Below are 13,335 nucleotides of genomic sequence, written 5' to 3'. Positions count from 1 at the left end.
CAGCAGGCTCCGCGTCCGCAAGGCCAACAGGCTCCGCGTCCGCAAGGTCAGCAGGCTCCGCGTCCGCAAGGCCAACAGGCTCCGCGTCCGCAAGGCCAACAGGCTCCGCGTCCGCAAGGTCAGCAGGGACAGCGTCCGCAAGGCCAGCATGAAAATTTTGGCGGTCAACAGCAGCGTGCCGGTGGGCAGCGCGGTGGGCAGCAGCAACGTTCGCAAGGAGGCCCGCAACGACGTCAGGGCGGTTCTGGGGGCGGTCAACGTTTCAATAATCAGCGCGGCGGCAATCAAAGAGGCGGTCAGCGTTTTGCACCGGCCGCACCAAAACAGGAAATGCCGAAACCGAAACAAATTCGCATTGGCGAGAGTCTCAGCGTTAAGGAACTGGCGAGCAAGCTCGGACGCGATGTCGGGGAAGTTATCAAAAAGCTGATGATGATGGGTGTTATGGCCACGATCAATCAGGAAATTGACTTTGATACGGCTTGCTTATTAGGGGAAGAATTTGGTACCGCCGTAGAGGCGTTGCCGCCGGAAGAAGATCCGACTGAAGTAAAAGAAATTGAAGATGATCCTAAATCGTTGCAGCCGCGGCCGCCGGTAGTAACCGTTATGGGCCATGTTGACCATGGTAAGACGTCCTTGTTGGATGTTATTCGTAAAACTCATGTGACGGAAAAAGAAGCAGGCGGCATTACGCAGCATATTGGCGCGTATCAAGTTGTATACCAAGGCAAGAAAATTACCTTCTTGGATACTCCGGGGCATGAGGCGTTTACCGCTATGCGCGCCCGGGGAGCGCAGGTAACTGACGTAGCGATCCTGGTAGTGGCTGCTGATGACGGCGTTATGCCACAAACCATTGAAGCTATCAATCATGCTAAAGCGGCGGAAGTGCCGATCATTGTAGCGATCAATAAAATGGACCGTCCTGGGGCGAATCCGGACCAAGTGAAACAGCAGCTGATGGAGCATGGGCTGATTGCCGAAGACTGGGGCGGCGATACCATCATGGTGCCTGTATCGGCGCACCAGAAAACAGGGATTTCCGATTTGTTGGAAATGATTTTGCTTGTCGCGGAAGTGCAGGAGCTGAAAGCCAATCCGAACCGAAATGCCATGGGCACGATCGTCGAAGCGCAGCTTGACAAAGGGCGCGGTACGGTGGCTACGGTGTTGGTGCAAAAAGGAACGCTCACTATTGGCGATGCAATTATTGCCGGCAGCGCCTATGGGCGTGTGCGGGCTATGGTGAATGATCGCGGCGACCGCGTGAAAAAAGCAGGTCCCTCCATGCCTGTTGAGGTGTTGGGGTTGACGGACGTGCCGGAAGCTGGCGATGTATTGATCGTGGTGGATGACGAAAAAACGGCGCGTACTGTTGCCGAAAAACGTCAAGACAAGAAACGTTCGGAAGAGATCAAGGAGTCGCAAAAGGTTTCTCTGGACGATCTTTTCAAACAAATCCAAGATGGTCAAATCAAAGATCTCAATGTCGTAATCAAGGCAGACGTACAGGGTTCGGTAGAGGCGTTGCGTCAGGCGTTGATGGGACTAAATACGAATGAAGAAGTGCGCGTTATTATTGTGCATGCAGGCGTCGGCGCCATCAACGAATCTGACGTCATGCTGGCTTCGGCGGCTAACGCCTTGATTATCGGCTTTAACGTACGACCTGATGGCAATGCTCGTAAAACTGCGGATGCCGAGAAGATTGATATTCGCACCTACCGCGTCATTTATGACGCCATTAACGATGTGGAAGCAGCTTTGACGGGAATGCTGGCATCGCAATTTAAAGAAGTTGTCTTGGGACGCGCGGAAGTACGCATGGTTATTTCTGTGCCGAAAACGGTTGTTGCCGGTTCGTATGTATTGGAAGGCAAGATTACCAATTCTTCACAAGTACGGATTCTTCGTAATGGAATTGTCTTGCATGAAGGAACCGTTGAAGCGTTGCGCCGCTTCAAGGATGATGTTAAAGAAGTGGCTCAGGGCTATGAATGCGGTATTTCTGTAGAGAAATTCCGCGATATCAAGGAAGGCGACATTATTGAAGCTTTCGTGATGGAAGAAGTACGTCCCACGAGCCTGTAAACGGGAGGTGAAACGATGGGGCAATTGCGAATTGATAAGGTTCAAGAATTTATTAAACAGGAAGTTAGTCAAATCATTCAAAAAGACATAAAAGATCCGCGCGTTGGCTTTGTGACGGTTACCGATGTTGAAATGACAAAGGATTTGCGACATGCAAAAATCTTTTTGAGTTTAATGGGCAGCGATGAACAGAAAAAAGCTACTTGGGAAGCGTTGAACCGGGCGCTGGGTTTTATGCGCAGCGAAATCGGCAAACGTATCCGCTTGCGTTGTACGCCGGAACTGTCTTTGCATTTGGATAAATCGCTAGATTATAGCAATCACATTCAAAAACTGCTGTTACAGCTGGAAAAAGACGGTACGGACAAAGGGGATGCTTCCTCGTGAAACGGCTGACGCTGAAAGAAACAGCGCAAAGACTGTTAGCAGCTCAAAATCCGGTGCTGACCGCCCATGTTCACCCTGATGGTGACAGCTTAGGATCCTTGCTGGGATTAGCGGAATTATTACAGACCCTAGGAAAACAACCGCAAATTTGGTTGGATGATGACGTGCCGCCGGCTTATCGTTTCTTGCCTGGTTGGGAAAAAATTCAACGCTTGCCAGAGCATTCCGTGCGTTTGACTGGAGACTTGCTGGTGGTTCTTGACGCCAGTGACAAAGGACGTATTGGGCGCGTCGGCGAGTATCTGGAAGCTCCGCTGCTAAATATTGATCATCATGTTTCCAATATGGAATATGCTGACGAATTGTATTTGGATGTCAAAGCGGCTGCTACGGGAGAAATTATTACGCAGCTGGCGGGAGAGCTTCAATGTAAGCTGTCTGCGTCAGCTGCAGCAGCGCTATATGTGGCGATAGCCACTGATTGCGGCTTTTTCCGCTATGCCAACACGACGCCGCAAACGCTGTGCATGGCGGCGCTTTTGGTGGAAGCAGGCGCGAAACCTGCCGAAATTTCGGAAGCCCTGGAAACCAGGCCTTACGCCGAAGTAGTTGCTTTGCGCGAAGTACTGGCTACTTTGGAAGTAACGGCGGCAGGACGCGTGGCTTATATCACCGTTACGCCAGAGGTAGCGGCGCGTATTGATAGTACGGAAGGTTTTATCAATTATCCTCGGACGCTAGACGGCGTTGAGGTTGCCGTACTCTTTAAATTCCAAGACGATCAGCATGCTCGGGTTAGTCTGCGTTCCAAGGGGACTGACGTTAGTCAAGTGGCGTTAGCCTTCGGCGGCGGCGGGCATACTCGGGCGGCTGGTTGCAGCATAGAAGGCGATTCACCAGAAGATATGCGGCGAAAAGTGCTGACAGAAGTAAAGAAGATGTTAGGGACGGATGGAATGTGACTACGGAAGGATTCTTGAATGTTCACAAGCCGGTAGGAATGACCTCGCATGACGTAGTTTCCGTGGTGCGGCGAGCTTTGGGCGTACGAAGAGTTGGTCATGCCGGCACGTTGGACCCGGGAGCGTCAGGCGTCTTGCCGGTCGCCGCGGGAAAAGCGACTCGGATGATTGAATATATAACCGATACGGACAAGGAATATGAAGCGGTAGTAGAGTTTGGTTATGAGACGGACAGCGGCGATTTGGACGGCCAAATTGTGGCTAGAAGTGATGCGCCGGCGCCGGAGCAAGAGACGCTCAGGAAAGCTTGCGCTGCGTTTGAAGGCATCATTGACCAAGTTCCGCCTATGCACTCTGCGCTTAAGGTTAATGGTAAGAAGCTGTGCAATTTGGCGCGTCAAGGCATTGTTGTGGAACGGCCGGTACGGCAGATCACGATACATGCATTAGAATTATTGGCCTACGACGGCGTTAAAGCTCGTTTGCGGATTGTTTGTTCCAAAGGAACCTATATTCGAGTGCTTTGCGCTGATTTGGCTAAATCCGTCGGTTGTTTGGGAGTCATGACGGAGTTATGTCGTACGCGCGTTGGTCAATTTCGGTTGGAAGACGCAGTTTCTTTAGATCAGATTCGAGAAATGCGAGAAGAGCTGCTACAGCCTATTCCTAGAGCCATTGCGCATTTGCCTCGGCTATTATTAGATGAAGCGCAAAGCCGGGCTTTTTGTTTGGGACAAAAACAATGGCTGGAGCCGAACTGTGTGACTAGTGAAATTGTAAGAGTGTGCGAGCGAGCGGATGAAAGCTTGCTGGGAATTGGCCGCATCGAACAGCAGGACCGTTTATGGCAATTGGCGCCGCATAAAGTGTTGGCAGCGCCGCAGCAGAAAGAACAAATGGCGGAGGAGGATCATGGGTTTGCAGACATTACATGAGCTAGAGGGCCTAACGGCGCCATACGCCCATGTCGTGGTCGCCCTAGGCACTTTTGACGGCGTGCATCGTGGACATCAGGCATTGGTGACAACGGCGGTAAAGCTGGCGAAAGAAAAAAACGGCACAGCTGTGGTTTTTACTTTTGCCAACCATCCCTTGTCTATTGTAGATCCGCGCCGTTGTCCGCCCCAACTGGGGACACTGCAACAAAAAGAACGGTGGATGCAGGAACTAGGAGTAGACGTCCTGATTTTGCTTCCTTTTACCAAAAAGCTGTTGAGACAGTCGCCAGATGAGTTTGTTGAACTGCTTATACGGAAATTGCAACCGGAAGCTATTGTGGTAGGGCCGAATTATTCTTTTGGTCACCGAGGTCAGGGCGATCCGACGATGTTGCGCCAAGCGGGAGAAGAACATGGCTTTGCTGTACACATTCACCCTGAGGTTACGGAAGACGGTGAAATGATCAGTAGTACCGCTATACGCCAGTGTATTTTAGAAGGACGTATGGAGGAGGCTCGTCTTTTATTGGGACGACCATTTTCTTTAGAAGGTCCTGTCGTTCATGGAGAAAAACGCGGACGTTTGCTTGGGTTCCCTACGGCCAATCTGCAGTTGCCAACATTGCTTGCTGTGCCGGAAAATGGTGTTTATGCTGTTAAAGTATGTGTAGAAGGTAAGTATTACGCTGGTGTAGCTAACGTGGGTACGAATCCTACTTTTGCAGAAGTGGAACGCCGGTTGGAAGTTTTTTTGCTGCAATTTAATGGTGACTTGTATGGAGAGAAACTGGAAGTGGAATTTCTTGGCCGCTTGCGGGGCGAACAGCGCTTTGATGGAGCGGAAAAGTTAATTGCTCAAATTAAGCGGGACATCGAGAATGCAACGGCTTTTTTCGCTGCTGAGAAACTTTAATGGTTGGCAATGATTTGAATTAAATGCTTCAGATGCGTTTCGGCTTTACTTTTTTCGGTGTGTATGCTAAAATTACCCACGTAATAAGCCATGGAACCATAGCGCGGATGCTCGAAACTCCGACGAGCGTCTTGGCTAGCGGGGATTGGTTATAAAAAACAGGAGGTGTCGTCTATGTTGACGAACGAAAAGAAACAGGAACTTATTGAATCATTCCGTACTCACGAACAGGATACCGGATCGCCGGAAGTACAAATTGCTATTTTGACTTCCCGGATCATTTACCTGACCGAGCATTTAAAAGAACACAAAAAAGATCATCATTCTCGTCGCGGCTTGCTGAAAATGGTTGGTAAGCGCAGAGGCATGCTGAATTACCTGAAAAACATGGATTTGGACCGCTACCGGACCATCCTGCAGAAACTGAATCTCAGAAAGTAATGAAAAGCGGGTTTCTACCCGCTTTTTTCGCGCTTAAAATGAATTTTTTGCTTTAAGTGCGAATAAATTATGATTAGCAAAAGGATTGTTCTTTTGCATGTCGAAATGTACAAGGTACAAAATAATGAAGAGCAAAGATAAAGAGGAGGAATTGGCGCATGCATTCTTTTCAGACCCAATTAGCCGGACGGGAGTTAATTATCGAGTCCGGTAAAATGGCCAAGCAGGCTGGAGGGTCCGTCTTAGTGCGCTATGGCGAGACTGCCGTTTTGGTGTCGGCCACGGCATCGGCGGAACCACGGGAAGGAATTGATTTTTTTCCGTTGACCGTGGATTTTGAGGAAAAATTATACTCAGTAGGCAAAATTCCAGGCGGGTTTATTAAGCGAGAAGGACGCCCTAGCGAAGCCGCTGTTTTGGCAAGTCGCTTGATTGATCGTCCGATCCGCCCGCTGTTTCCTGACGGTTTTCGTAACGATGTCCAGGTAATTGCTACGGTGCTGTCGGTAGATCAGAACAATCCGCCGGATATTCCGGCGATGTTGGGCGCTTCTTGTGCGTTGAGCATTTCGGACGTTCCCTTTGAAGGTCCTATTGCCGGCGTGCGCGTGGGCCGCAAAGACGGTGAATTTATTATTAACCCGACCTTAGAGCAGCAGGAAGGCAGTGACTTGAACCTGACTGTTGCCGGGACTCGTGACGCTGTACTAATGGTGGAGGCTGGAGCACAGCAGCTGCCTGAGGCTGTTATTTTAGATGCGATTTTGTTCGGTCATGGCGTCATTAAAGAGCTGATTGCTTTCCAGGATAAAATTGTTGCTGAAATTGGTAAAACTAAACGCGCCGTATCCTTGTACCAACCGCCTGCAGACATTGCAGAAGCAGTGGAATCCTTTGGCGTCGAAATGCTGCGAGCAGCGGTAACTAATCCAGATAAGCTGCAGCGCGAAGAAGCAACTTCTGCGGCCAAAAAAGAAATCGCGGCTCATTTTGCCGAGATTTATCCTGAAAATGGCAAAGATATCAAAAATATCATTCAAAAAATCCTTAAGAAAATTGTTCGTAAAATGATTACGGTCGATAAAGTGCGCCCCGATGGCCGCGGTCTGGAAGAAGTGCGTCCGATCAGCGTGGAAGCCGGTCTTTTGGCCCGGACTCATGGTTCTGCTTTGTTCACGCGCGGACAAACACAGGCATTGACTATTACGACCTTAGGCGCTCTGGGGGACGAGCAGATCCTTGACGGTCTGGGCGTAGAAGAGTCCAAGCGTTATATGCATCACTACAATTTCCCGCCGTACAGCGTGGGCGAAACCCGTCCGATGCGCAGTCCTGGCCGACGTGAGATTGGACATGGCGCATTGGCTGAACGGGCGCTAGTAGCTGTTGTGCCTGATGAAACTCAATTTCCCTATACGATCCGCTTGGTTTCAGAAATCCTGGAATCCAACGGTTCCAGTTCTATGGCCAGCGTTTGCGGCAGCACTTTGTCGTTGATGGACGCAGGCGTGCCGATTCAGGCTCCTGTATCCGGGGTTGCCATGGGTCTTGTCAAGGATGGGGATCATTATACCATTCTGACGGATATTCAAGGGCTGGAAGACGCTTTGGGAGACATGGACTTTAAGGTAGCGGGTACGGAAAAAGGGGTTACCGCCATTCAGATGGATATCAAGGTTGACGGTTTGAGTGAAGATATCCTGCGGGACGCTTTGGCGCAAGCCCGTCGGGGGCGGATGCATATTTTGGGCAAAATGCTGGAAGTGTTGCCTGCGCCGCGTACGGAACTGTCGAAATTCGCACCGCGCATGATTACCATGCAGATTCATCCGGACAAGATTCGCGATGTCATTGGACCCGGCGGAAAAATCATCAAGAAAATCATTGATGAAACCGGTGTTAAAATCGATATTGAAGATGATGGCCGCGTCGTAATTGCGGCAGTGGATATGGAAGCAGGCCAACGCGCTGTGAAGATCATTGAAAACTTAACGATGGACGTGGAGGTCGGCGCTACTTACGAGGGGCGCGTTACACGGATCATGAACTTCGGCGCTTTTGTGGAAATTTTACCAGGAAAAGAAGGCCTTGTGCATATTTCGCACCTAGCTCGCGAACGCGTAGCCAAGGTGGAGGATGTAGTGAATATTGGCGATGCCATTACGGTTAAGGTAATGGAGATTGATCGTCAGGGTCGGGTCAATCTTTCCCGGCGCGAGCTTTTGCCGCCTCTGGCCGGAGGCGAAGGAGACGCCAAGCCCGCAGGCGGAAGACCTCATTCAGGAAATTCGGAACCGCGTCGCTAAAACTGCCTGCACGGATATACGCCACAAAGAAGCATAAACCGCAGGGTTTATGCTTCTCTTTCTTTGGGAGGAACCTAGATGTATCAAAAGACAGTATTAAAGAACGGCATTCGCGTGGTAACGGAGCAGTTGCCGCATTTGCGTTCAGCCAGTATGGGGGTTTGGATTGCCTCTGGTTCGCGCAATGAGCCGGTGACTTTGGCGGGAGCTTCGCATTTTTTGGAGCACCTTATATTTAAAGGAACAGAAAAACTTTCGGCTAAGGAAATAGCCGAAAAAGTGGATGCTGTAGGCGGTCAATTGAATGCGTATACAGGGAAAGAACACACTTGTTTTCACATGAAGGTATTAGATACTCATCTTCCCTTGGCGTTTTCTATTTTAGGAGAGATGCTGCTGCGACCCAAACTGGCCCAGGAAGATGTGAAAAAAGAGCGGGAAGTCATTTTGGAAGAAGTAAGCATGTATGAAGACGCTCCGGATGAATTGGCGCATGACTTGCATATTGAGCAAACCTGGAAAGATCATCCGTTGGGACACAATATTTTAGGTACGCGGGAAACGTTGGGATTCATGCGGGCCGGGAGATTGCGAACTTACTATGAAGAGCAGTATACGCCGGAACGAATGGTCATTGCAGCGGCTGGAAATGTAGAGCATCAAGCGGTGGTGGCATTGGCGCAGGAATATTTTGGCGATTTGCAGCGTCCTGCTAAAGTCCAGGAAAAAGTGCCGCCTGTTTTTTGTCGTCATACTTGTTTGAAGGAAAAAGAAGGAGAGCAGCTGCATGTGTTTTTGAGCTTTCCTGGCATTTCCTATCGGCATCCCGATTTATATTGCCAGCATCTATTGAGCCAGGTGTTGGGAGGCGGTGTCAGTTCCCGCTTGTTTCAACGCATTCGGGAGGAAAAAGGCTTGGCTTATTCGGTTTATTCTTCCGGCAGTAGCTACAGTGATACAGGCTTGTTGAGTATATACGCCAGTACGCGACCAGCCAACTTAGCCGAGGTTTGGCATTTGACTAAAGATATTGTGCAGGAGATGGCGCAAAAAGGCTTAAACGAGATTGAATTGCAACGTGCTAAAGAGCAGTTGAAAGGCGCTATTTTTCTTGGGTTGGAAAGCTCTGGCAGTCGTATGTCACGCTTGGGACGTCTGGAGATTTCATTGGGACGGCATGTGCCGCTTGAGGAAGTGCTGACAAAGATCGAAGCGGTTACTGTGGAAAAAATGAAAGAAAATGCCGCGGCTTGGCTGGATTGGCGTCAGTCCAGCTTGATGGTGCTTGGACCGCTGCAGGGAATTGAGGATACAGCATTTCTCTATGCGGATCGGAGTGGGGAGGAAATGACGTGAGAAACCGAGGTTTTGAAGTAGTTTCTTCTTATGAAAATGAGGGGATTCTTTTGCCACAGCGCAAAACACCGGGAAGCGCTGGTTATGATTTGGCTGCCGCAGCGACTACAGTCATTGCGCCCGGAGAAGTAGTCTTAGTACCGACAGGTTTAAAGGCGTACATGGCCGGTGGCGAGTATTTGGGGCTGCATATACGTTCGGGTCTAGCGACAAAACAAAAACTTTGTCTTGTAAATGGACAAGGAATTGTCGATGCAGACTATTATAACAATCCAGACAATGAAGGTCATATTTTACTGGCATTGTTGAATCTAGGAACGACCGAAGCCGTTTTGCAAAAAGGAGAACGGGTAGCGCAGGGCATTTTTTACAACTATCTTCTTTGTGATGACGACCAAGCGGCGATGCAGACACGCCAGGGCGGATTCGGAAGTACCGGAGAAAAATAGTTGACATAGCTTGCGTTTATATTATACAATAGACAAAAGTTTATATTGTGGATGAATAGAGGTGCGAAAAACAAAAGTACTTCCGGGGAGATTGGGCATTGCAGATCCGGAAAGAAAGGGTTTTTCGCCGAAGTGGCTGACGCGCCCAGTGTTAGTTGCTGGTTTCGGGCTGAATAAGTACGGAACTGTCATCGGATTTCCGGTGGAGAGCTAGCTCATCAAGGTAGATGCGAAGTGTTTTGCATCCTAAAACCTTGCTCCATGTTTGCATGGCGGTTGGTGAGAAGTTTTCTTCTTGCCAGCCGCTTGTTTTTTATTGCGAGGAATTTTGGTGAATATAGGGAGGTATTATTGTGATTCGAGTAGCTGTATGTGGAGCTTATGGGAAAATGGGCCGCGAGGTTTTGAAAGCGGTTTTAGCGGCGGAGGATTTAGAACTAGTGGGAGCGGCCGATCCTAATGCGCCGGCTGGTGCGGATGCCGGTCTTTTGGTTGGTGCAGGCCCTATTGGCTTGCCGGTGGATCGGGAACTGACGGTGATGCTCAGAGAGCGAAAACCAGAAGTGGTTGTGGAATTTACCAGTCCTGCAGTGGTGATGAATAATTTGCGGGTATTGCTGCAAAACAAAGTATGTCCGGTAGTGGGGACAACAGGTTTGTCGAAAGAAGATTTGGCGGAATTGACGGCCTTAAGCCAGGAACAAAATACGCCGGTCTTTATTGCGCCTAACTTTGCTATCGGCGCAGTGCTGATGATGAAAATGGCGCAATCTGCCGCTAAGTACCTGCCTCATGTGGAAATTATAGAAATGCATCATGATCAGAAATTGGACGCGCCGTCTGGTACGGCTTTGCGTACAGCACAGCTGATTAAAGAAGTTCGCGAGTCCTTGCCCCAGGGGCACCCAAATGAAAAAGAGCTCATTGCTGGAGCTAGAGGTTCTGAGTTCGATGGCATGCGCATTCACAGCGTTCGCCTTCCCGGCTATGTGGCGCATCAAGAAGTTATATTTGGCGGTTTAGGGCAGACCTTGAGCATTCGGCATGATTCAATTTCGCGTGAATCCTTTATGCCTGGCGTGGTAATTGCCTGCCGTAAGGTGCAAAGCCTACAAGGCGTAGTGGTTGGTTTGGAACATATTTTAAATTAAGAAGTGAAAATCTAAATACCTTGAAAAATGGAAAGGGGTTTACTAACGTGAAAAAGTACAATGTGGCTATTTTGGGAGCTACCGGAGCGGTCGGACAGGAATTCCTACGGTTGATAGAGGAGCGGAATTTTCCTTTTGCAGAATTAAAGCTGTTGGCTTCTAAACGGTCGGCAGGAAAGCAAATTGACTTTATGGGCAAGACTTACACCGTAGAAGAAGCTACGCCGGAATCCTTTGAAGGCGTGCAAATTGCATTGTTTGCAGGCGGTTCTATCAGCAAGACGCTGGCGCCGGAAGCGGTCAAGCGCGGCGCGGTTGTCATTGACAACTCCAGTGCGTTCCGCATGGATCCGGAAGTGCCTTTGGTGGTGCCGGAAGTAAACCCGCAAGCAATTAGCGCCCACAAAGGCATTATCGCCAATCCGAATTGCTCGACGATTATTATGGTTATGGCGCTCAAACCAATTTATGATTTGGCGAAGATCAAACGCATTGTGGTTTCCACGTATCAAGCGGTGTCCGGGGCGGGCAAAGAAGCCATTGATGAACTGAACGATCAGGTGAAAGCTAGCTTGGAAGGCCGCGAGATGGTAGCGAATATTCTTCCCAGCGCCAGCCTTGATAAGCATTATCCCATTGCCTTCAACTTGATTCCGCATATTGACGTGTTTGTGGAAGACGACTACACCAAAGAAGAAATGAAAATGGTCCATGAAACTCATAAAATTTTAGGGGACTACACCATTGGCATTTCGCCTACAACGGTGCGCGTGCCTGTATATCGCAGTCATTCTGAATCGATTAATTTGGAATTTGAAGGGCCTGTATCGGTCGAAGAAGTGCGCCAGGCGCTGGCGGCATTCCCTGGCGTAATTGTGCAGGATGATCCGGCAAATATGGAATACCCGATGCCTTTATACACCTCCAATGAAAATGATGTACGCGTTGGGCGTATTCGTCCGGACCGTTCGGTGGAGCACGGCCTTAATCTTTGGGTTGTTGGAGATCAGATTCGCAAAGGCGCCGCTTTAAATGCGCTGCAAATTGCCGAATATATGGTCGCCAAAGATATGTTTTAAGCAAAAGGAGTGTAGGAGTTTATTATGCGGATTATTATACAAAAATTTGGGGGTACTTCGGTGGCCACGGCGGAATCCAGACAACAAGTGGTTCGCAAAGTGCAGCAAGCCATCGAAAAAGGCTATGCGCCGATTGTAGTCGTATCCGCTATGGGACGCAAAGGCGCGCCTTATGCAACAGATACGCTGATTTCATTGGCCAAAGATGTATACTCGGAGGTGGCATCTCGGGAATTGGATCAGATTATGCACTGCGGCGAGCTGATTTCTTCAGTGGTGATGACAAGCACGCTGCAGGCTGCGGGGATTCCGGCGAAAGCCCTTACCGGCGGTCAGGCGGGCATGGTGACGAATGAAGATTTTTGCAACGCCCATATCTTGAAAGTGGATACCTGCAGGCTGCATCGTGAGCTGGAAGCCGGCTTTGTACCGGTAGTATGCGGATTTCAGGGTATGAGCGCCAATGGTGAAATTACAACCATTGGCCGTGGCGGCAGCGATACCAGCGCGGCTGCTTTTGGCGCAGCGTTGGATGCGGAGTTGGTAGAAATTTACACTGACGTTGATGGCATCATGACGGCGGACCCCCGCATTGTTAAGCAAGCAAAAATGCTGGAATGCATTAGCTATGAAGAGGTTTGTCAGTTAGCGCATCAAGGGGCGAAGGTCATCCATCCTCGCGCGGTCGAACTGGTTATGCCCAAGAACATTCCGATGGTAATCAAATCGACTTTCTCCGATAATCCGGGTACGCTGATTACCCATGTTACCCAGGAATGCACTGAAGGAGTGGCGCTTTCGGATCGGGTCGCCAGTGGCGTAACGTATTTACCTCATATTGCTCACGTAAAGGTAGCTATGGAGGCAGCGCAGACTGGAACGGCCAGCAAGTTGGTATTCCAGGCGATGGCTCAGCATGGAATCAGCGTAGATCTGATCAATGTTCATCCCGGACAAATTATGTTTACCGTTGCTGATGCAATGAGGGAGAAGGCGCAAGGATATCTGCAAGAGCTTGGTCTGCAGGTGGAAACTCGCGAGGATTGCGCCATGGTTTCGGTTGTTGGCGGCGGCATGGGAGAAGTGCCTGGCGTAATGGCGTCTTTCGTAGAGGCGTTAGCTGAAAATGATATTATGATTTTGCAAACGGTTGATTCGCAAACCTCCATTTCCGTGTTGGTACAAGGAACGCAAATGGTGGAAGCTGTAACCGCTTTGCATGAAAAATTTGCTTTAGCGGATTGAAGTGGAGGAACAGA

General features: G+C 49.6%; 12 protein-coding genes and 1 riboswitch. All 12 genes read left to right on the top strand.

The genetic code is table 11. The annotated features are described in order from the left end of the window. Positions 1–2,094, top strand: a 2,094-nt coding sequence (infB, locus tag C508_RS18890; RefSeq protein WP_018704449.1) for a translation initiation factor IF-2, incomplete at its 5' end; no start/stop codon positions are given. Between the two features lie 15 nt (positions 2,095–2,109). Then, a complete protein-coding gene (gene rbfA, locus C508_RS0115305; RefSeq protein WP_018704448.1) occupies positions 2,110–2,481 on the top strand; it encodes a 30S ribosome-binding factor RbfA in 372 nt (123 codons plus the stop codon). After that, a complete protein-coding gene (locus C508_RS0115300; RefSeq protein WP_018704447.1) occupies positions 2,478–3,443 on the top strand; it encodes a DHH family phosphoesterase in 966 nt (321 codons plus the stop codon). Before rbfA ends, C508_RS0115300 begins: the two co-directional genes overlap by 4 nt. Further along, entirely contained in the window at positions 3,440–4,378 is a 939-nt protein-coding gene (gene truB / locus C508_RS18885) for a tRNA pseudouridine(55) synthase TruB (protein ID WP_018704446.1), read from the top strand. The genes C508_RS0115300 and truB overlap by 4 nt, the downstream gene beginning before the upstream one ends. Further along, the gene (locus C508_RS0115290) at positions 4,356–5,294 is read left to right on the top strand and encodes a bifunctional riboflavin kinase/FAD synthetase (protein ID WP_018704445.1); all 939 of its coding nucleotides are present in this window, start codon (positions 4,356–4,358) and stop codon (positions 5,292–5,294) included. Before truB ends, C508_RS0115290 begins: the two co-directional genes overlap by 23 nt. 174 nt (positions 5,295–5,468) lie before the next feature. Next, positions 5,469–5,735 carry a 30S ribosomal protein S15 gene (gene rpsO, locus C508_RS0115285; protein ID WP_018704444.1) on the top strand — a complete coding sequence of 89 codons (267 nt, stop codon included), beginning with the start codon at positions 5,469–5,471 and terminating at the stop codon, positions 5,733–5,735. 158 nt (positions 5,736–5,893) lie between these two features. Then, positions 5,894–8,041: a polyribonucleotide nucleotidyltransferase gene (locus tag C508_RS18880; RefSeq protein WP_018704443.1), complete on the top strand. Its 2,148-nt coding sequence runs from the start codon at positions 5,894–5,896 to the stop codon at positions 8,039–8,041. A gap of 78 nt (positions 8,042–8,119) precedes the next feature. After that, entirely contained in the window at positions 8,120–9,397 is a 1,278-nt protein-coding gene (locus C508_RS0115275) for a M16 family metallopeptidase (protein WP_018704442.1), read from the top strand. After that, positions 9,394–9,846: a dUTP diphosphatase gene (gene dut, locus C508_RS0115270; RefSeq protein ID WP_018704441.1), complete on the top strand. Its 453-nt coding sequence runs from the start codon at positions 9,394–9,396 to the stop codon at positions 9,844–9,846. The genes C508_RS0115275 and dut overlap by 4 nt, the downstream gene beginning before the upstream one ends. 48 nt (positions 9,847–9,894) lie before the next feature. Continuing rightward, positions 9,895–10,067, top strand: a riboswitch (Lysine riboswitch). A gap of 132 nt (positions 10,068–10,199) precedes the next feature. After that, complete coding sequence (gene dapB / locus C508_RS0115265; RefSeq protein ID WP_018704440.1) at positions 10,200–10,997, top strand: 4-hydroxy-tetrahydrodipicolinate reductase; 798 nt, start codon at positions 10,200–10,202, stop codon at positions 10,995–10,997. Positions 10,998–11,044: 47 nt separating this feature from the next. Continuing rightward, complete coding sequence (locus C508_RS0115260; RefSeq protein ID WP_018704439.1) at positions 11,045–12,076, top strand: aspartate-semialdehyde dehydrogenase; 1,032 nt, start codon at positions 11,045–11,047, stop codon at positions 12,074–12,076. A gap of 24 nt (positions 12,077–12,100) precedes the next feature. Continuing rightward, a complete protein-coding gene (dapG, locus tag C508_RS0115255; RefSeq protein ID WP_018704438.1) occupies positions 12,101–13,321 on the top strand; it encodes an aspartate kinase in 1,221 nt (406 codons plus the stop codon). Positions 13,322–13,335 lie beyond the last annotated feature (14 nt).

The organism is Anaeromusa acidaminophila DSM 3853 (assembly GCF_000374545.1).
GTDB classification, from domain to species: domain Bacteria; phylum Bacillota; class Negativicutes; order Anaeromusales; family Anaeromusaceae; genus Anaeromusa; species Anaeromusa acidaminophila.
The sequence above is the reverse complement of the archived record's forward strand: the minus strand, read 5'-3'. Positions and strand labels throughout refer to the sequence as shown.

What these genes read in the sequence shown, in the direction of transcription:
- C508_RS0115290 (WP_018704445.1), top strand. Translation starts at nt 4,356, where the DNA reads ATGGGTTTGCAGACATTACATGAGCTAGAGGGCCTAACGGCGCCATAC.
- rpsO (WP_018704444.1), top strand. Translation starts at nt 5,469, where the DNA reads ATGTTGACGAACGAAAAGAAACAGGAACTTATTGAATCATTCCGTACT.
- C508_RS18880 (WP_018704443.1), top strand. Translation starts at nt 5,894, where the DNA reads ATGCATTCTTTTCAGACCCAATTAGCCGGACGGGAGTTAATTATCGAG.
- dapG (WP_018704438.1), top strand. Translation starts at nt 12,101, where the DNA reads ATGCGGATTATTATACAAAAATTTGGGGGTACTTCGGTGGCCACGGCG.
- rbfA (WP_018704448.1), top strand. Translation starts at nt 2,110, where the DNA reads ATGGGGCAATTGCGAATTGATAAGGTTCAAGAATTTATTAAACAGGAA.
- C508_RS0115275 (WP_018704442.1), top strand. Translation starts at nt 8,120, where the DNA reads ATGTATCAAAAGACAGTATTAAAGAACGGCATTCGCGTGGTAACGGAG.